At 66.2% G+C, this 18954-nt stretch carries 19 protein-coding genes; 8 read left to right on the forward strand and 11 right to left on the reverse strand.

Annotated elements, in window-relative coordinates; all coding sequences use genetic code 11:
- Positions 1 to 10: 10 nt before the first annotated feature.
- The 8 genes from ABIC32_RS03515 to ABIC32_RS03550 are packed head-to-tail and all read right to left on the reverse strand — an operon-like array spanning position 11 to position 7953.
- A complete protein-coding gene (locus tag ABIC32_RS03515; RefSeq protein WP_354072360.1) occupies positions 11 to 1048 on the reverse strand; it encodes a protein-glutamate methylesterase/protein-glutamine glutaminase in 1038 nt (345 codons plus the stop codon).
- On the reverse strand, positions 1045 to 1905 hold the full coding sequence (locus ABIC32_RS03520; RefSeq protein ID WP_045811562.1) for a CheR family methyltransferase: 861 nt from the start codon (positions 1903 to 1905) through the stop codon (positions 1045 to 1047). The genes ABIC32_RS03515 and ABIC32_RS03520 overlap by 4 nt, the downstream gene beginning before the upstream one ends.
- Positions 1902 to 2357, reverse strand: a complete 456-nt coding sequence (locus tag ABIC32_RS03525; protein WP_039246217.1) for a chemotaxis protein CheW — start codon at positions 2355 to 2357, stop codon at positions 1902 to 1904. The genes ABIC32_RS03520 and ABIC32_RS03525 overlap by 4 nt, the downstream gene beginning before the upstream one ends.
- 3 nt (positions 2358 to 2360) lie before the next feature.
- Entirely contained in the window at positions 2361 to 4619 is a 2259-nt protein-coding gene (locus ABIC32_RS03530) for a chemotaxis protein CheA (protein ID WP_354072362.1), read from the reverse strand.
- 42 nt (positions 4620 to 4661) lie between these two features.
- On the reverse strand, positions 4662 to 5027 hold the full coding sequence (locus tag ABIC32_RS03535) for a response regulator (RefSeq protein ID WP_039246220.1): 366 nt from the start codon (positions 5025 to 5027) through the stop codon (positions 4662 to 4664).
- Entirely contained in the window at positions 5024 to 5299 is a 276-nt protein-coding gene (locus tag ABIC32_RS03540; protein WP_174086067.1) for an STAS domain-containing protein, read from the reverse strand. Before ABIC32_RS03540 ends, ABIC32_RS03535 begins: the two co-directional genes overlap by 4 nt.
- Complete coding sequence (locus tag ABIC32_RS03545; protein ID WP_502909308.1) at positions 5299 to 7230, reverse strand: methyl-accepting chemotaxis protein; 1932 nt, start codon at positions 7228 to 7230, stop codon at positions 5299 to 5301. Before ABIC32_RS03545 ends, ABIC32_RS03540 begins: the two co-directional genes overlap by 1 nt.
- A gap of 45 nt (positions 7231 to 7275) precedes the next feature.
- Positions 7276 to 7953, reverse strand: coding sequence for a TorF family putative porin (locus ABIC32_RS03550; protein ID WP_354072366.1), 678 nt, complete (start codon positions 7951 to 7953; stop codon positions 7276 to 7278).
- A 363-nt stretch (positions 7954 to 8316) separates the two neighbouring features.
- Here ABIC32_RS03550 and ABIC32_RS03555 point away from each other — a divergent pair, with 363 nt between their 5' ends.
- The 4 genes from ABIC32_RS03555 to ABIC32_RS03570 are packed head-to-tail and all read left to right on the forward strand — an operon-like array spanning position 8317 to position 13106.
- Positions 8317 to 9699, forward strand: coding sequence for a sensor histidine kinase (locus tag ABIC32_RS03555; RefSeq protein WP_354072368.1), 1383 nt, complete (start codon positions 8317 to 8319; stop codon positions 9697 to 9699).
- Positions 9699 to 10310, forward strand: a complete 612-nt coding sequence (gene fixJ / locus ABIC32_RS03560; protein ID WP_039246224.1) for a response regulator FixJ — start codon at positions 9699 to 9701, stop codon at positions 10308 to 10310. Before ABIC32_RS03555 ends, fixJ begins: the two co-directional genes overlap by 1 nt.
- 34 nt (positions 10311 to 10344) lie before the next feature.
- On the forward strand, positions 10345 to 12834 hold the full coding sequence (locus ABIC32_RS03565) for a helicase-related protein (RefSeq protein ID WP_354072370.1): 2490 nt from the start codon (positions 10345 to 10347) through the stop codon (positions 12832 to 12834).
- A complete protein-coding gene (locus ABIC32_RS03570) occupies positions 12831 to 13106 on the forward strand; it encodes an RNA-binding S4 domain-containing protein (RefSeq protein WP_354072372.1) in 276 nt (91 codons plus the stop codon). Before ABIC32_RS03565 ends, ABIC32_RS03570 begins: the two co-directional genes overlap by 4 nt.
- Before the next feature lie 56 nt (positions 13107 to 13162).
- Here the strand turns inward: ABIC32_RS03570 and ABIC32_RS03575 are convergent, their stop codons facing one another.
- Positions 13163 to 13789, reverse strand: a complete 627-nt coding sequence (locus tag ABIC32_RS03575) for a YceI family protein (RefSeq protein ID WP_205681763.1) — start codon at positions 13787 to 13789, stop codon at positions 13163 to 13165.
- Between the two features lie 171 nt (positions 13790 to 13960).
- Between ABIC32_RS03575 and fdxA the strand changes: the two genes are divergently transcribed.
- Positions 13961 to 14302, forward strand: a complete 342-nt coding sequence (gene fdxA, locus ABIC32_RS03580) for a ferredoxin FdxA (RefSeq protein WP_017505910.1) — start codon at positions 13961 to 13963, stop codon at positions 14300 to 14302.
- A 300-nt stretch (positions 14303 to 14602) separates the two neighbouring features.
- The gene (locus ABIC32_RS03585; protein ID WP_055753908.1) at positions 14603 to 15133 is read left to right on the forward strand and encodes a CarD family transcriptional regulator; all 531 of its coding nucleotides are present in this window, start codon (positions 14603 to 14605) and stop codon (positions 15131 to 15133) included.
- Between the two features lie 73 nt (positions 15134 to 15206).
- On the opposite strand, the gene ABIC32_RS03590 is transcribed toward ABIC32_RS03585, so the two are convergent.
- Complete coding sequence (locus tag ABIC32_RS03590; protein ID WP_038294089.1) at positions 15207 to 15686, reverse strand: DUF3617 domain-containing protein; 480 nt, start codon at positions 15684 to 15686, stop codon at positions 15207 to 15209.
- A gap of 236 nt (positions 15687 to 15922) precedes the next feature.
- On the opposite strand from ABIC32_RS03590, the gene rpmB reads away from it, so the two are divergent.
- Together rpmB and ABIC32_RS03600 are read left to right on the forward strand one after the other, a co-directional pair.
- Positions 15923 to 16219, forward strand: coding sequence for a 50S ribosomal protein L28 (gene rpmB / locus ABIC32_RS03595; protein WP_026108540.1), 297 nt, complete (start codon positions 15923 to 15925; stop codon positions 16217 to 16219).
- A 109-nt stretch (positions 16220 to 16328) separates the two neighbouring features.
- Positions 16329 to 18065 carry a M1 family metallopeptidase gene (locus tag ABIC32_RS03600; RefSeq protein ID WP_354072375.1) on the forward strand — a complete coding sequence of 579 codons (1737 nt, stop codon included), beginning with the start codon at positions 16329 to 16331 and terminating at the stop codon, positions 18063 to 18065.
- Positions 18066 to 18072: 7 nt separating this feature from the next.
- Here ABIC32_RS03600 and ABIC32_RS03605 read toward each other — a convergent pair whose 3' ends face one another.
- Complete coding sequence (locus tag ABIC32_RS03605; RefSeq protein ID WP_354072377.1) at positions 18073 to 18849, reverse strand: transglutaminase-like domain-containing protein; 777 nt, start codon at positions 18847 to 18849, stop codon at positions 18073 to 18075.
- Positions 18850 to 18954: the final 105 nt, after the last annotated feature.

Raw genomic sequence — 18954 nt, forward strand, 5'->3', positions numbered from 1 at the left:
ACGCTCCCGATTAGGCGACTGACCGCGCAGCCGGATCGGCGCACAGTTCGAGAATGGCGGTGGACAGGCGGTGCAGCGGCAACTGCCGCTCCACGGCGCCGATTTCATGGGCGGCCTTGGGCATGCCGTAGACGACGCAAGTCGCCTCATCCTGGCCCAGGGTGCGGCCGCCGGCCTGGCGCATGGCGAGCAGGCCCTTGGCGCCGTCACGGCCCATGCCGGTCAGGATGACGCCAGTCATCGGACGCTTCAGCCGGGCGACGGAGTCGAACATCACATCGACCGACGGGCGGTGGCCGTTGACGGGATCGCTGGCGATCAGGCGGCAACGGGGCGTCAGGCCGCCGGACACCTCAAGATGGGTTGCGCCGCCGGGGGCCAGATAGATGTGGCCCGGCTTCAGCGGGGCGCCGTTCACCGCCTCAGTCACGGTCGGGGCGCAGACACGGTCCAGACGGGCGGCGAAGCTGGCGGTGAAGGTCGCCGGCATATGCTGGGTGATGACGGTCGCGGGGCAGTCCAGAGGGAAGCCGCTGAGCACGGTCAGCAGAGCCTCGACCCCGCCGGTGGAAGAACCGATGGCGAGGATCTGATTGGGGTCGGCATGATAGGCGCGCGGCGCCTCGGCGGCGGCGGGCGTATCGCCGCGGGCGCGGACGCGCGAACGGGCGGCCGTCTTCACCTTGCCGATCAGGTCGTGGAAGGCGTCGACGCTGGCCACCGCCGGCTTGGCCACAGCGTCCACGGCGCCGATCTCGAGCGCGGCCAGGGTCACGTCCGTGCCCGCCGCCGTCAGGGTCGAGACCATGACCACCGGCATGGGCCGCAGCCGCATGATCTTTTCCAGGAACTCCAAGCCGTTCATGTTGGGCATTTCGACGTCGAGCGTAATGACGTCGGGGTTCAGGGCCTTGATCGCGGCGCGGGCCTCGATGGGGTCGGCGGCGGTGCCGACGACCTCGATCTCAGGATCCGACTTCAGGGCGGCCGAGATCAGCCCGCGCATGGTCAGGCTGTCGTCGACGACGAGGACGCGGACGGGGCTCATGCGCCACCCAGGCGATAGGTCGTCAGGCCGGCGGTCTGAAGCTGGCTGGTCGCCGGGCCGGAGACGCGTTCGGAGTGACCGATGTAGAGGGTCGCGCCGGGGTTCATCAGCGGGGTGAACCGCTTCCACACCCGCTCCTGGGTGGCGTCGTCGAAGTAGATGACGACGTTGCGGCAGAAGATGACGTCAAACTTGCCCTTCATCGGCCAGTCGCCGATCAGGTTCAGCTCCTTGAAGCTGACCAGACGCTTCAGCTGCGCGCCCGCGACCCACTGGCCGCGATCGGCGCGGTCGAAATATTTGCGCCACAGGGTGACGGGCGCGGGCTCCAGCGCCTCTTCGGAATAGACGCCGTCATGGCCTTGGGCGACCATGTTGGGATCGATGTCGGTGGCCAGGATTCGCACATCCAGCTCGGCCGCTTCGGGCAGGGCCTGAAGCACGGTCAGGGCCATCGAATAGGGCTCCTGCCCGTTCGAGCAGGCCGCCGACCACAGACGGACCCGGCCGCCGGCGCGGGCGCGCGCCGCCAGTTCGGGCATGACCCGGTCGCGCAGGTCGTCGAAATGGTGCGGCTCGCGATAGAAGCGGGTGACGTTGGTGGTCAGGGCCGCCGTCATCTTCTGACGCTCGTCCACGCCGTCCACGCCCTCGACCAGGGCGCAGTAGTCGCGGAAGCTGGTCAGACCCAGGGTGCGCAACCGCTTGGCCAGGCGCGAATACACGAGCGCGGCCTTGCCCTCGTTCAGGGCGATGCCCGCGTGGGCGTGCAACATCTGGGCGATGTGGCGGAAATCCTCGGCGGTGAAGACGAACTCGCCCTCGACGATGGATCCCCGGCCGGCGGCGGCGGTCATGCGGCTTCGGCCTCGACTTGCGGCAGGATGTAATCCAGTTCGATCAGGCTGATCATGCGGCCGTCGATCGAGAAGATGCCCTTGACGAAGGTCTTGACCTGATCGCTGGCGACGTCGGGCGTCGGCTGGACCGAAGCCTCGCTCATCTGCAGGATGTCGGACACGGCGTCGACCAGCAGGCCAACCATGCGGCCGCCGATATGGGCGACCATGATGACGTGGCGCGCCGTCGGTTCCGAGGTCGTCAGGCCGAAGCGCGCGCCCAGATCGATGATCGGCAGGACCGTGCCGCGCAGGTTGATGACGCCCTTCATGTAGCCCGGCGAGCGGGGCAGAGGCGTCGCCGGCGTCCAGCCGCGGATTTCGCGCACTGACATGATGTCGACGCAAAATTCCTGACTGCCGATGCGGAAGGCGATCAATTCACGCTGGAGATCTTTGGCTTCGGTCATGGTTCAGCTCGCGAGCTTGAAGTCGGGACGGACGGATTTGCGGCGCATGTCGGTGACCAGCACGTCGACATCCAGGATCAGGGCCACGCGCCCGTCGCCCAGGATGGTGGCGGCGGCGACGCCCTCGACCTGCTGGTAGTTGGTTTCCAGGCTCTTGATGACCACCTGACGCTGGCCCTGGATGGCGTCGAACAGAAGGGCCGCCTGCTGGCCGCCTTCGGTTTCGACGACCACGGCGACGCCTTCGGTCGGGTTCATCGGCTGTTCGCGGAAGCCCATGATCAGGGCCACGTCGATCAGCGGCAGGAAGCGATCGCGGAAGCGGATTACGGGATCCACGCCGCCGACGAAATGCAGGTCGACGGCTTGCGGGGTCAGGCTCTCGACGATGGCCGGCAGCGGCGCGATCAGCGTCTGTTCAGCGGCGGTGACGACCATGCCGTCCAGCACCGCCAGCGTCAGCGGCAGGCTGAGGGTGAAGGTCGAGCCCTTGCCCGGAACCGAGCTGATGGAGATGCGACCGCCTAGGGCCTGGATCGACCGTTTGACCACGTCCATGCCCACGCCCCGGCCCGAGATGTCGGACACGACGGCGGCGGTTGAGAAGCCCGGCGCGAAGATCAGATTGTCAATCTGTTCATCGGTCAGGGGCGCGTCGGCGGCGATCAGACCCTTGTCGACGGCGATCTTCTTGACGCGTTCGCGATTGATGCCGCGGCCGTCATCGGAAATTTCGATGACGATCCGGCCCGAGCGGTGCAGGGCCGCGAGACGCACCGTGCCCTCGGCCGGCTTGCCGGCGGCGACGCGCTCCTCGGGCGTTTCCAGACCGTGGTCGATGGCGTTGCGCAGCATGTGGGTGATCGGCTCGGCCAGGCGTTCGACCACGGTCTTGTCGACCTCGGTGTCCTCGCCGGCCGTGACCAGACGGACCTGTTTAGAGACCATGTCGGCGACTTCGCGGACCAGGCGCGGCATGCGCTGGAACACCGACTTCACCGGCTGGGCGCGGATGGCCATCACGCTGTCCTGGATCTCGCGGGTCAGCAGTTCCAGGTCTTCGAGACCGAGCGCGATGCCCGAGGAGCGGGCCAGGCCGCTTTCCAGCACGCGTTGCGACAGCATCGCTTGCTGGATGACCAGTTCGCCGACGACGTTGATCAGACGATCCACGCGGTCCAGATCGACGCGGATCGTCACCGGCGCGGGCGCGACAGGGGCGGAAGCCGGCGCGGGGGCCGCCGCCACGAGTGCGGCGACAGGGGCGGCAACCGGCTCGACGACCGGCGCAGCGGCGATCGGGGCCGGCGCGGGCTCGGGCTCCAGGGGAGCGAAGGGCACGACCTCGGCCGCCGGCTCGGCGGCGGCGACGGAAGCCTTGGCCAGCAGGGCGGCGATATCCAGATCGTCGCTGGCGGGCAGGACGGCGGCCGGTTCGTCTTCGAACGCAGCGAGTTCGTCACCGCCGGCGCACAAGGGCGTGATGGTCAGATCGCAGTCGCTTTCGACGAAGTCGAAGACCTCGCGCACGGCCGCCTCGTCGACGGCGGCGGCCAGATCGACTGTCCAGGTCAGGCAGCCGTCCTCGATCGACAGCGCGTCCAACGTCGGCGTCTCGCTGTCGTCCACGACGACCGTGACCGGGCCGAGACGACCCAGCTCGCGCAGCAGCAGGCTGGTCTCGTTGGCGTTCACGTACATCCGGCCCATCGGCTTGAACACGATGCGCCAGCCGACCGACGGCGCGTCGGCGCCCAGGTCGGCGCCCAGGTCGGCGATGGGCAGGGGCGCAGGCTCATCCAGCGCCATGTCGAAGGCCATGGGGGTGAAGCCGAAATCGTCTTCGTCTTCCTCGACCTCGACCGGCGCCTCGCCGCCATGGGTCAGGACCTGCATTTCGGCGACCAGGGCGGCGGACCGCGCCTCGTCCACCGGCGGGATCAACCCTTGCGCGGCCTGGATGTGATCGGCCAGCACATCGGAGGCGCGCAGCAGAGTCTTGATGGTGATTGCGTCGCACGGCTTACGGCCCGCGCGCAGTTCGTCCATCAGCGTCTCGAAGACGTGGGCGAACCGGACCAGGGCCTCCAGGCCGAAGGCCCCTGCCCCGCCCTTGACCGAATGAACGGCGCGGAAGACGGCGTTGATCGTCTCCAGGTCGGTCTGACCCTGTTCAAGCAGCATCAGCTTGGCTTCCAGGTCCGCGAGCAGTTCGTCGCACTCCTGGAAGAAGGTGGCTTTGATGGCTTCGAAGGCGTCCATTAGGTCGGTGTCCGGCGGGCTTCAGCGATCAGAGTCGGGCGATCAGGCGGCGACGCGGCGGACAGCGTCCACCAGCTTTGCGGGGTCGAACGGCTTGACGATCCAGCCGGTGGCGCCGGCGGCGCGGGCGCGCGCCTTCTTCTCGACGTCGCTTTCGGTCGTCAGCACCAGCACCGGGGTCGTGCGGTGGTTCGGATCGGCGCGCACGCCCTCGATGACGCCGAAGCCGTCCATGCGCGGCATGTTGATGTCGGTGATGATGACATCGGCGCCCTTGGACGCCAGGGTCTCCAGACCGTCCACGCCGTCCACCGCCTGGATCACGGTATAGCCCGCGTCTTCCAGCGCCATCAGCAGCATGTCGCGCATGGTGCGTGAATCGTCGATCGTCAGAACGGTCTTGGTCATGCCAACGCCCCCTCGGTGTTGAAGTCCGGCGCGCCATAGGCCGCCCATTGTTCCGTCCAATATTGGGACACAGACCCTAAACTTAGGTTGACGCCGTCGGCCGCCCACGTCTTTCGGGCCGACAGCAGGATCTGCAGGCACAGGCCGCCCAGGCGCTGAACGGCGGAGGCGTTCAGGACCACCGGATGACCGCGCAGGGCCAGCAGTTCGGCCTTCAGCGGCTCGGCCGCATTCAGGTCCAGCACGTCGGACAGGATCAGGGTTTCGGTCATCAGAACTCCTCCCAACCGTCTTCGACGGCGGCGGCTTGAGGCTTGGGCGCGGCGCCGCCACGGCCGATGGTCTTCAGCGCGGCGACCATGTGGCTGGAGCGAGCAGCGGGCTTGGAGACCGGCGCAGGGGCGCGAACCGGCGCAGGCGCAGCGGCGCGCGGCGACGAAGCGCCGACGCGGAACTGGGCCACCGAGGCTTGCAGGCTCTCGGCTTCCTGGGCCAGCGAATGGCTGGCGGCGGTGGACTGCTCGACCATGGCCGCGTTCTGCTGGGTCACCTGGTCCATCTGGTTCACGGCGGTGTTGACCTGGGCCAGGCCGACGGCCTGTTCCTGGGCCGAGGCCGCGATTTCGGTGACCAGGCTGTCGATCTCGGCGACCCGGTCCACGATGCGTTGCAGGGCCTCGCCGGTCTCGCCGACCAGTTTGACGCCCGAGCCGACCTGACCCGTCGAGGCCGAGATCAGGGTCTTGATCTCCTTGGCGGCTTCGGCCGAACGCTGGGCCAGGGCGCGAACTTCGGAGGCGACCACCGCAAAGCCGCGACCGGCCTCGCCCGCACGAGCGGCCTCGACGCCCGCGTTCAGGGCCAGAAGATTGGTCTGGAAGGCGATCTCGTCGATGACGCCGATGATCTGATTGATCTGAGTGGACGAGCTTTCGATGGCGGTCATGGCCTGGACGGCGTCGCGCACGATCACGCCGCTCTTCTCGGCGTCGCCGCGCGCAGCCTGGACCACGTCCGAAGCCTGGCGGGCGCCCGAGGCGGTCTTGTTCACCGTCGCGGTGATTTCATCCAGGGCGGCGGCGGTTTCCTCCAGCGAGGCGGCCTGCTGTTCAGTGCGGCGCGACAGATCGTCGGCGGCCTGCGAGATTTCGCCGGCGCCCGAGCGAATGCCCGAGACATTGTTGACCACGACCGAGACGGCCTGCTGCAGCTGGGAGATGGCGGCGTTGAAGTCGGTTTTCAGCTGAGCGGACTTGGCGCTGAATTCGATGTCGATGCGGTGGGTGAGATCGCCGTTCGACATGGCCGAAAGACCTTGGCCCAAGGCTGCGATGGCCCGGGCGTCCTCGGCGGCTTCGCGCGCCTTTTCGGCCTCGCGTTCGGCGCGTTCCTGCTCGGACATAGAACGCTGCGACAGCGCATCTTTTTCGACGCGGACCTTCTCGATCGCGGCGTCGCGGAAGGCCACGATGGCCTGGCCCATCTTGCCGAACTCATCCTTGCGCTCGGCGCTGGCGACCTTGATGTCGGTGTCGCCAGCCATCAGCTTTTGCATATAGCCGATCATCGTGAAGATCGGGCGCACGATGGAGCGCGTCGCGACGAAACCGGCGATGACGGCGATCACCAAGGCCGAGATCAGGCCCACGATCGTGGCGATCAGCGCGGTGCGGCTGGCGGCTTCCTGGGCCTCGGTCGAGGCCTTGCGCGCCACATCGTTGGCGCTCTTGATCTGATCGATCGTGTCTTCGATCGGCGCGACGTAGTTGTCGGCAGTTCCGTTGCGCCCGACCATCTGAACGGCCTGGGCCGCGCGACCGTCTCGGACCATCGCAGAACCGGCTTCCACGACATTCTTGTACCAGGTCGCATTGCCTTCCACGGCCTTGTCGACCAGGGCGGCGCGGTCGGCGGGCAGTTCGCCGCGCAGCTCGTCCATGGCCGCCAGGAACTTGGCGCGATGCGCATCGACGCGTTCAATGTAGTAGGCATCCTGAGACAGGAGGTAGCCGCGGAAGGCGTTCTCCTGGCGCGCCATGTAGAACTCGGCCGTCGCCGTGGTGCGATTGACCTGGTTTTCCACCGTGCGCACTTCGCCGGCCTTCTCCAACTGGAGCAGGCTGGTGACGACGACGACGCCCATGACGGCGATCGCCGCCAAAACGAGACCAAAGGCCGCGAACAGCTTGCGGCCGACGGGCATATTTTCAATCAACTTCAACTCAGCATCCCCCGGTGGATCGGTAACTCAGAACGAATAGGTGGCGGCGGCGACGAAGCGACCCTCATAGGGTTCGCCTGCGCTGTGGCGGTCGGTGTCGTACCAGCGCAGATCGACGGCCAAGGCGTCGGTCAGCTTCTGTTTGGCGCCGACATTCCAGGCGTTGTAGTCGACGCCGCCGTCCGCCATGCGGTTGGCGACGGCAGCCGAAATCTTTGTCTTGGCGGCGACGGCGACCGTGCCTTGCAGCTCCAGCCACCAGGCCTCTTTCGTCGCCGCAAAGCCGTCGGGCGAATAGTTGACGCGCAGGCGCGTCGCCACGGGGCCCAGCTTGCGTGAAGCGTCCGCCTGATATTCCCAGTAGTTTTTGTCGACGCCGGCGCGCGACCCTGGCAGGTCGCGGTTCATGATCCCCAGATCGAAGGTGAAGCCGCCCGCCTTGGGCCGCCAACCGACCATGCTGACGATTTCCAGGTCGTAGCCTTGAGATCCGGCGGCGTCAGAGACGAAGACGCTGGCGTAGCCTTCGCCGAAGCCGGCTTCGGCCTTGGCGAAAGGCGCCACGTCCCGATTGCTCTTGCCCAGCCCTTTGCCGACATACTGGCTGGCGACACCGACATCGAGGCCGAACGATTGGGCCTGGGACGTGATCGGTGCCGCGAGGCCTACTGCCGCGACAACAAAGAAGGCTGACGAACGAAACATGGTGATCCCTGAAGCTTCTGCATTCTGAAGCCCAAGGATGAGGCGATGATTAATATTAAATCTGAACCGGACCGTATGTAGGATTGCGTAACCCATGAGGTGTGTCGCACAGCGTCCGGGCTGCGTCGTTGGCAAGGGTACAGGTCACTCCAAACCGATTTTGAGCGAATACGTATGTTCACGTAGTCGAAACAAGCCTATACAAAAGTTGTCAGAAAAGCGGCGACGCCCGTCAGCCCAAGTTTTGGCGAGTTCTCGCATCCCAATTCATACTCCGGTGAAATATATCCAGCGGCCCAGGAACAGCACGAAGACATGATCTTCAGGTCCAGGACATGGTGGAGCGGGGTCTTGATCGCGTGCTTGGCTGTCCTTGTGGCGACGCTGGTTCGTAGCGCGCTCGAACCGTTTGGAAACTTCTATTATCTGCCGCTGGTCCCGGCGGTGATTGTTACGGCTCTGCTGGCGCAAAGGGGGGCGGTCGTGCTGGCGATCCTGTTGGCCATCGGGGCCAACCTGTGGCTGGTGCATCGCGAGAGCGTGCTGGATGCGGCGACCAACGCCGCGCTTTTTGCGATCATCGCTTGGGTCATCGCCGAGGTCTGTCGTCGGCTGATCGACGCCTTGGAGCAGGCTCGCGCCCTGACGCGGGATCTGGCGCTGCGCGAGATGCTGCTCGACACCATTGTGGCCACGACGCCGATCGTGACGCTGGACCGGGAAGGACGCACGCGCCGCGTGACCCCGGCCGCCGCCGACCTGCTGCGCGTGGATCGAGAGGCGGCGATGGCGCAGCCTTTCGGAACGCTGCTGCCCGGCTTCGACGATGCGGCCCTGGCGAAGGCTCGCCAAGGGGGCGAGGTTCTGGGCCCGTCCTCCGGACCTTGGACGAGCGGCAATATAAATACACCCGGGCCGTCGCTGACGCTTCACGCCAATGTCCTGCCTGACGACATCGCTCCCGAACACATCGTCCTGACGCTGGGCGATCAGAGCCAGGCCGAGACGATCCGCAAGGGCGAGCGCGACCTGAACGACAAGCTGAGCAGCGTCTGGCGTCTGAACTCGATGGGCGAAATGGCTGCGACCCTGGCCCACGAACTGAACCAGCCGCTGACCGCCGCCACCGTTTATTTGCATGCCGGCCAGGCCGAACTGACCCGGCTGGGAACGGTCGCGGAAGGGCCGGCCAAGACCATCGATCTGGCCAAGACCCAATTGCTGCGTGCGGGCGACATCATCCGGCGCATGCGCGAACAGGTGGCGACAGGTTCGCGGTCCTTTACCGAGGAGCGCGCCTCGCTGATCGTCCTGGACCTGGCGCCGGTCTTCGCCCTGACGGGACAGGACACCGACACGACGATCACTCTGGATGTCGAAGAGGACGACGATCAGGTTCTGGCCGACCGCATTCAGATTCAGCAGGCGCTGGCCAATCTGGTGCGCAACGCCGTGGACGCCGTCATCGGACGCGAGGGCGCGCGGGTGACGGTGACCGGCCGGACGCTGGGCGCGGACGGCTATGAGATCGCGGTGTGCGACAATGGCGACGGCATCCCCGAAGACAGAATCGACAGCATCTTTCATCCGATGGCGACGACCAAGGCCGGCGGCATGGGTCTGGGGCTGTCGGTCACGCGTTCTATCGTCGAGAGCCATGGCGCGACCCTGGTCGTCAGCCGGAATTCTCAGGGTGGAGCGACCTTTTCGTTTCGTCTGCCGCGTCCAACGGAGTCCGAAATCTGATGAGCCCGCACTCCGTTTTCATCATCGACGACGACCCCGCCATGCGCGACGCCCTGGTGCTGATGCTGCGCGGGGCTGGCTACCGGGCGCGCAGTTTCGTCAGCGCGGACGACTTTCTGGACAATCTGCCCGAAGACCGCAGCGCCTGCGTCATTACCGATGTGCGGATGCCGGGACTTCAGGGTTCCGAGCTGGTCGGGCGTCTGAAAAGCCTGCGCGGCGACACCTGGCCGGTGATCGTCATCACGGGTCATGGGGAGGTGACGCTGGCGGTTCAGTTGATGAAGGCGGGCGTCGTGGATTTCGTCGAAAAGCCGTTCGATCCGCAGCGAATGCTGGACGCGGTTTCCAGCTGTCTGGCCTCCCTGACCAGTCTTGAGGCCGAGCGGATCGCGCGCGAGGATGCCAAGGCCCGACTGGACACCCTGACCCCGCGCGAGCGTCAGGTATTCGACGCCCTGATCGACGGCTGTTCCAACAAGGAGATCGCCCAAAGGCTGGAGATCAGCCCGCGCACGGTGGAAATCTTTCGCGCCAAGGTGATGACGAAAATGCAGGCCGCGAACCTGTCCACCCTGGTCCGGATCGGAATGCGCGCCGGCGACGCTTGAGCCCGAAGAGATTCGTCGCCACCTTAGTCGCGACATGAGCGACCGGTCCGCAGGCCTCGCCCCGTCCCGCGTGACTGCGGTCCTGGGGCCCACCAACACCGGCAAGACCCATCTGGCGGTCGAGCGGATGCTGGGTCACGCCTCCGGCATGATCGGCCTGCCGCTGCGGCTGCTGGCGCGCGAGATTTATGAGCGGATCGTCAAACAGCGCGGCGCGGCGGCCGTCGCCCTGATTACGGGCGAGGAAAAGATCGTCCCGCCGCGCCCGCACTATTTCGTCTGCACCGTCGAGGCCATGCCGCTGGAGCGATCGGTCGAGTTTCTGGCCATCGACGAAATCCAGCTAGTCGCCGACCCCGAGCGGGGTCACGTCTTCACCCAGCGGCTTCTGCACGCGCGCGGCAGGTTCGAGACGATGTTCCTGGGCGCCGGAACCATGGAGCCGCTGATCCGCCGCCTGGTCCCAGACGTGGAGATCGTGACGCGCGACCGGCTGTCCACCCTGTCCTATGCGGGCTCCAAGAAACTGACACGCCTGCCCCGCCGCAGCGCCATCGTCGCCTTCTCGACCGACCGGGTCTACGCCATCGCTGAACTGATCCGGCGTCAACGCGGCGGCGCGGCCGTGGTGATGGGCAGCCTGTCCCCCCGCACCCGCAACGCTCAGGTGGCCCTGTATCAGTCGGGCGAGGTCGATTTCCTGGTCGCCACCGACGCCATCGGCATGGGGCTGAACATGGATGTGGACCATGTCGCCTTCGCGGGGTTGAGAAAGTTCGACGGGCGGCGCACGCGTTGGCTTTACGCCCATGAGATCGGCCAGATCGCCGGGCGGGCGGGCCGGCATCTGCGCGACGGCACCTTCGGCGTCACGGCCGAGGCCGAGGATCTGGACCCCGACCTGGTCGAACAGGTGGTCGAGCATCGGTTCGATCCGATCGAGGCGGCGGAGTGGCGGAACGCCCGGCTGGATTTCGACACCCTGCCCGATCTGCTGCGCTCGCTGACCGTGACGCCGCAGCGTTCGGGGCTGAGCCTGACGGCGGAGGCGCTGGACGAGACCCTGCTGCGTCGCCTGATCAAGGACGAGGACATCGCGCGCGTGGGGCGCTCGCGCGGGGCGGTCATGCGTCTGTGGGAGGCGTGCCAGTTACCCGACTTCCAGAAGACGACGCTGGATGAACACGCCCGGCTGGCCAAGGACGTCTTCCACGCCCTGACCGGCAAGCGCGGCCGGCTGACCGACGACTGGATGGCGCCGCGCTTCGCCTTCGTGGATCGCGACGACGGTCAGATCGACCAGCTGTCGGCGCGGCTGTCGGCAGTGCGCACCCTGTCCTACATCGCCAACCGGCCGGACTGGGTTCACGACGCGCAAGGCTGGCGCGACAAGACCCGCGCGCTTGAGGACCGGCTGTCCGACGTACTACACGAGCGGCTGACCGCCCGGTTCGTGGATCGCCGCACCACCGCCCTGATGCGAGCGCTGAACGTGCGCGAAGACACGTTTGCAGGCGTCGCCGATGACGGCGATGTCACGGTCGAGGGTCAGGTCGTCGGCCAGCTGGAGGGCGTGCGCTTCCACATGGAGAAGGGCTCGTCGGCCCTGGAAGACCGGACCCTGCGCCAGGCGGCCGTGCGTGCGGTGACGCCCGAGATCAATCGACGGCTGGGGCGTCTGGCGGCCGAGACCGACGACGGGTTTTCGATCACGCCGGACGGGGCGGTGCTGTGGCGCGGCGTGCTGACGGCGCAGATCAATGCGGAGCCGCAGGGGGTCGATCCCTTTACGCCCTCCGTGCGCCTGCTTGGCGATCTGGGACCGACGCCCGCCCGCGAGCGCGCCCAGCGCCGGATCGAGGCGTGGCTGGCGGCGGAAGCGGGCCGTGCGCTGCGCGATCTGCGACGGCTGCGTCAGGCGGTGGAGTCGGGGACATTGAAGGGCCTTCCGCGCGGCATCGCCTTTCGCCTGATCGAGGCCGGCGGCGTGATCGACCGGCGCGAGGTCGAGCGCGATCTGGCTGCGCTGAGCCAGGTGGAGCGCCGTACGCTGCGCAGTTTCGCCATCCGCATCGGGGCGCATTCGGTGTGGCTGCCCGGCCTTCAGAAGCCGCGCGCGCGCCATTTCGCCCAGGCCTTCGTCGCCGCGCCGTTGATCCCGGCGACGCCCGATCTGATCCCCGCGCCCGTGGAGCCGCCGTCGGCGCGGCTGTTGTCCGCGCACGGATTGCGATTGGCGGGACGCTGGCTGGCGCCGGTCGAGACGCTGGAGAAGATGGCCGAGCTGCGGGCCGCCAATCACGGTCGGCTGTCCGACGAGGCCCTGGCCGATCTGGGCTGGCGCGCCGATCAGGCCAAACAGATCATCGCCGCCCTGAAGGTCGAACGCGCCCGCCTGCCCGACAAGCCGGGCGCAGCGCCGAAGATCGTCAAGGACTCGCCCTTCGCTGCGCTCGCCGCCCTGACGGAGGCGCCGCCGGCGCGGCCCAAGCGTCGTCGTCCGCGTCGAAAGGCGAAGGCTTGAACGAGAACGCCTGTCGCATCGACATCTGGCTGTGGCGCGCGCGGTTCGTGAAGACGCGCGGACTGGCGGCCGGTCTGGTGGAGCGGGGGGCGGTGCGGCTGACGCATCAGGGGCGCGAGACGCGGCTCGACAAACCCAGCCGATGCGTTCACGTCGGCGACTTACTGACCTTCGCCCAGAACGGACACGTCACCAGCCTGAAGGTCGAGGGGCTTGGCGAAAGGCGCGGGCCTGCCGAAGAGGCCCGCGCGCTCTATTCCATGACGTCTTGAGGAATCAAGCAGCGCGACCCGGAGTGCGGCGCGAAGCAGCCAATCGCGCTAGCCTATTACTTTTGGATCACGAACTCGCCTTCGATGTGCAGCTTCACCTCGTCGGAGACGGCCGGCAAGGCGTAGTTGATGCCGAAGTCCGAGCGTTTGATGGTCGCTTCGCCGTCGAAGCCCGCCTTGTAGGCGCCCATGACGGTTCCGGCGCCGTTGAACTCGACCTCGATGGTGACGGGCTTGGTCACGCCCTTCAGGGTCAGATCGCCCACCACGGTCGCCTCGTTGGCGTCATCGGCGTCGACCGTAACCGAGCGCGAGACGAAGGTTGCGGTCGGGTATTGGGCGGTGTCGAAGAAGTCGGCGGTCTGCAGGTGGGCCTTCAGACGGTCGTCGTTGGGCGCCACGTCGGTCAGCGGGATCGTCGCAGTCAGGGTCGAAGCCGACGGGTTGGCCGGGTCCAGCTTCAGCACCGCCTTCACGTTCACGAACTGGCCCGTATAGGTCGACAGGCCGAAGTGATTGACCGACCAGGTGATCTTGCCGTGGCCGGAATCGAGATCGTAGTTCCCGGCGGTGACTTCGGCGGGGTTCTTGGTCAGGGCGGCCTGAGCCACGACCGCGCCGCCGGCGATCAGGCTGAGGGCGGCCGCGCCGGCGACGGCGTATTTCATGAAGGGGGTGCGCATGAGAAGTTCCTGTCGATGGGGCGGATATGCAATCAATACAGTTGCGATTGGGCGCTGTTCTGTCAAGGCGCTGCGAATGGCTCTCGCCTTAAGCCGCGCTGTTGACAGTTGGTTGCGTGGCCGCCATGTCGCAGGCCTCCCGCCCACAGACCGACACCCGTTTTTCGCCCAATGACCTACATCGTCACCGACGCCTGCGTGAAATGTAAGTTCATGGACTGCGTCGAGGTGTGTCCGGTGGACTGCTTCTACGAGGGCGAGAACTTCCTCGTGATCGCGCCGGACGAATGCATCGACTGCGGCGTGTGCGAACCGGAATGCCCTGTCGACGCCATCGTGCCGGACACCGAGGACGAGCCCGACGGCAAATGGCTTCAGGTCAATGCCGAATACGCCAAGGTCTGGCCGAACATCACCGTCAAGGGCACGCCCCCCGCCGACCGCGAGCAGTACGAGCGCGAAACCGGCAAATACGAGAAATACTTCAGCCCCAAGCCGGGCAAGGGTTCCTGATTTAAGGACTGGCGGCGCTCAAGCCTTGCCGTATTTGCACGTCCGCCCTGTGGACGTTTTGAAATTCCGCAGATTTGTGATAGGTTCTGTTTCATTGGATCGGGCGGTCCGCGAAATCTTCGCGCCGCCCGTGTTTGCGACAGAATCCCGCCCTAGACGGGATCGGCCAGAGGTTTGGTGATCCGTTTCCGCTTTTGACGCCCAACATCATCCCCTCCGACGGAGCGTTCCGGCGGATGAGATCCTGTTTGCGTTTCCTGCGCCTTCGTTTCGCCCGGCCCTGACCGGGAAAGGACGATTATGACGAGCAAGACTGGTCTGGAGTTCAAGGTTGGCGACGCGGTCGTCTATCCGGCGCACGGCGTCGGCAAGGTGGCGGCGATCGAGACCCAGGAAGTCGCGGGCATGTCGCTGGAGGTCTATGTCGTGACCTTCGACCACGAGAAGATGACCCTGCGCGTCCCGACCAAGAAGGCCGTCACGGCCGGTCTGCGTTCGCTGGCCGCCGACGACGTCGTGACGAAGGCCCTGACCACACTGAAGGGCCGCGCGCGCATCAAGCGCACCATGTGGTCGCGTCGCGCCCAGGAATACGAAGCCAAGATCAACTCGGGCGACCTGATCTCCATCGCCGAAGTGGTTCGCGACCTGCACCGCGCCGACACCCAGCCGGAACAGTCCTATTCGGAGCGCCAGCTCTATGAATCGGCCCTTGACCGCATGGCGCGCGAAGTCGCCGCCGCCAACAAGATCGACAAGGACGCCGCCGTCGAGCTGCTCGCCAAGTCGCTCAGCGCCAAAAAGCCGATCCCGACCGCCGAAGCCGCCTAAGCTTCGAGTCGCGGACTAAAGAAAAGGCCCCGGAGCGATCCGGGGCCTTTTTTGATGCGTCGCAGAGCCGCTGTCAGAAGTATTCGGCGTTGGCCGGGCACTGGGCGCTGATGCGGCGCGCGGTTATGCTGGCGGGGATATAGGGGGTGCCGCGCACGATCTGGGCGCCGCCACGGAAGCTGAAGCTGGTTTCCGTGTAGGTCCCATTCAGGCGGACAGCGATGCGACGGCCCTTGCGGTCCTGGCAGGTTCCCTCGAAGCGGGCATTGCCGTTGCCGACCACGCGGGTCGGATAGGTGCAGCGCCACTTGTTGGTCGACAGGCCGCCGAAGAATCGGTTGATCTCGCTGGGCCGCACGCACTTCTGCTCGGTGTCGCGCTGGCCCACCGCGCTGGTGGTGTATTCCCAATAGCCGGGCAGGACTTCGGACTGAGCCGCAGTCTGGGCGGGCGCGATGGCGGGCGAGGCCAGCATGAAGCCGCCGGCCATCACCGGGGCCAGGACGGCGAGCGCGCGCTTGGGCAGGCGATCGATCAAGGACGGACGGGACATGGAAGCCTTCTGTTCTGCTTGGGTCTCTTTTGAGGTCGTCATCATATGGGCCATACAGGGCGGCATTTGAATGACGGCTGAACGAGGCGTGGGGACGATGGGTCCAGACTCGGCTTGACGCCGAACCGCCTCTTCCCTTATACGGCCCCCTCTCGCGCGGGCTGGTTCCCGCGCGCAACTGTTTCATGCGTCCTCTCCCACGCTCGGGCTGGACGCCGCACCTTAAGGATCTGACGATGTCGCGTCGTTGCGAACTCACCGGTATCGGCCCCATGGTCGGCCACAACGTGAGCCACTCGAACATCAAGACCAAGCGCCGCTTCCTGCCGTCGCTGAAGACGGTCAAGGTCACGTCGGAAGCCCTGGGCCAGACGTTCAGCCTGCGCATCTCAAACGCCGCGCTGCGCACCCTGGACTACAAGGGCGGCCTGGACGTCTTCATCGTCAAGGCCCGCGACGAGCAGCTGTCGATCGCCGCTCAGCGCATCAAGCGCCAGATTCGCGCCAAGCTGGCCGAACAAGCCGCCGCCTGATCGGCGACCGCGACATAGAGTTCTGGAAGAGGCCGGTGGAAACACCGGCCTTTTTATTTGCGCCATTGCCCGCTCGCGCTAGCCTGTCACCTAAGAGAGGGACGGCCTCATGCGCATCAAGATTTTGCTTTTGGCCGCAGCCAGCGCCCTGACGCTGTCGGCCTGCGCCACCGTCGCCCAGCCGGCGCCGACGCCGACGCCGACGCCACGTGAATCGACCGCCTTCACTCTTGCCACCGATCAGCCGCTGACGCCGGAACAGCAGGCGATGCAGTTCGACAAGGCCGATTTGTCGATCAAGGTCCTGCCCGAAGACAAGGCCATCGACGCGGTCGCCGTGCTGGACTTCACCGCCAAGGCGCCCCTGACCGCTCTGGTCGTAGAACTGGACACCCTGCTGACCATTTCCTCGGTCCAGATCGACGGGGTCGAGGTCGCTGTCGATCGCTGGTCCAACCCCGAAGGCCGGCTGACGGTGCAGCTGCCCGAGACCCTGGCTGCGGGCCGGTCGGCAGCTCTGCGCGTCGCCTACGCCGGCCAGCCGCGCGTTGCGCCCCGTGCGCCGTGGGACGGCGGCTTCGTCTGGTCCACCGCGCCGTCGGGCGAGCCATGGATCGCCACAGCGGTTCAGGGCGAGGGCTGCGACATCTTCTGGCCCTGCATCGACAGTCCGCACGGCGAACCGGGTCGGGTCGATCTGCACATCACCGTGCCATCCGCCCTGTCGGCGCCGTCCAATGGCCGCTTCCTGGGCAAGGTCGATCACGGCGACGGCTGGACCACCTGGAACTGGTCGGCGAAATCGCCCAACACCTACGCCATCGCCTTGAACGTGGGGCCATACGAAGAGGTGTCGGGCGACTACGCCAGCCGGTTCGGCAACACGATCCCGATGCGATACTGGCATCTGAAATCGGACACCCCCGAACAGGTCCAGGGCCTGTTCGCCCAGTTCCCAAAGATGCTGGACTTCTTCGAAGCCACCGTCGGCCCCTTCCCCTTCGGCGATGAGAAGATGGGCGTGGTCGAGACCCCGCACCTGGGCATGGAGCACCAGACGATCAACGCCTACGGCAACGGCTACAAGATCGACGGGCGAGGCTATGACTGGCTGTTGCAGCACGAGTTCGCCCACGAATGGTTCGGCAATCAGCTGACCAATCAGAACGCCGACGACATGTGGCTGCACGAAGGGTTGGGGTCATACATGCAGCCACTCTATGCCCGCTGGCTGCTAGGCGACCGCTATATGCAGCGCGAACTGGCCAACCAGCGCGAGGGTTTGATCAACAAATATCCCGTCGTTTCAGGCACGCCCAAGACCGAAGACGAGGTCTACAAAGGCGACGTTGGGCCGGGCAATGACATCTATTCCAAGGGTTCGCTGATCAGCCATTCGCTGCGAATGCTGATTGGCGACACCGCCTTCCACGACGCGGTCACGCGTCTGGTCTATGGGCGAGCCGACCCCAGACCAGGCAACTTCGCGCCGCTTTATCGTTCGACTGGAGACTTCCTCGCGATCATCAACGACGTTACGGGCCGGGACTATGGCTGGTTCTTCCGCGGCTATCTCTATAACGCCGCCCTGCCGATGCTGACCCAGACCCGCGACGGCGATGTGCTGAAGCTGGAGTGGACGACGGGCGACGGCGGTATCTTCCCCATGCCGCTGGAGATCGAGATCGACGGGCGCGTTCAAACCGTGGCCATGACCGGCGGGCGGGGCCAGATCGCGGTTCCGGCCGGCGCCCATGTCCTGATCGATCCGCAGAACAAGGTGCTGCGCCAGATGGACGTGATCGACGAGCTTCAGGCCTATAAGGCGGCGCAGAAGCCGAAGTAGCGACCGGTCAGGCCTCGGCCACCGTCACCGACTGGCGCACCATCTGACAGCGCTCCTGCGTCGTCAGGAAGGCGATGTCCGCCGCATCGCGCCCGCAGGCGATCCGCACCAGGCCTTCGACCGGCGCCAGGCCCGTCGGATCGACCAGCCACCAGCCGTTATCCAGCCAGACCTCGAAGATGGCGTGAAAGTCGGGCGGGCTGAGTTGGTGGGCGAAAGCGCTGACCGCGCGCGCAGGAATGCCCGACGCCCGACACAGCGTCATGCCCAGGTGGGTGAAGTCGCGGCACACGCCGGCCCGGTCGATGAAGGTGCGCGCCGCCGTGGTTTCGGTGTCCGACACGCCGTGCTCGTAGTCGACGTTCTCGCTGATCCAGTTCAGGATCGCCAGCACGCGCGCGCCGCCCGCCGTGTCGCCGAACTCGCGCGTCACGAAGCGGCCGAACTGATCCGACGGGCAATAGCGGCTGGGCTGGAGATAGGGCAGGACCTCGGCAGGCAGTTCGCCCCAGTCATGCTGGGATACGCTAGGCGGCAGGCCCTTCAGCACGCCGTTCTCGACCACCGCCTCATAAGTCAGCTTGACCTCGCCCTCGACGTGGCAACGCAGGGTCCGTGCGCCGAAGTCGACGTCCTCGTCTTCATGAAAATCGACAGGCGGGTCGAAGGTCAGGGTTTCTTCCAGAATGTCCTGGCCCGGCCAGTGGGCGACCTGGATCTTGTAGATGGCGTCCGTCGGCGGATCGAAACGATAGACGAGTTCGGCGCGGACGCGCAGTTTCATGAAAATCTGCCGATCAAAGGGAGATGAGAAGGTTGCTGGTGAACGCCACGCGGTCTGGGCCGTTCCGTGGTGGTCCGCGCCTTCTGGCCTGTGCAAATCGACAAG

This window comes from Brevundimonas sp. 1080, assembly GCF_040545985.1.
In the GTDB taxonomy this organism is placed as follows: Bacteria; Pseudomonadota; Alphaproteobacteria; order Caulobacterales; family Caulobacteraceae; genus Brevundimonas.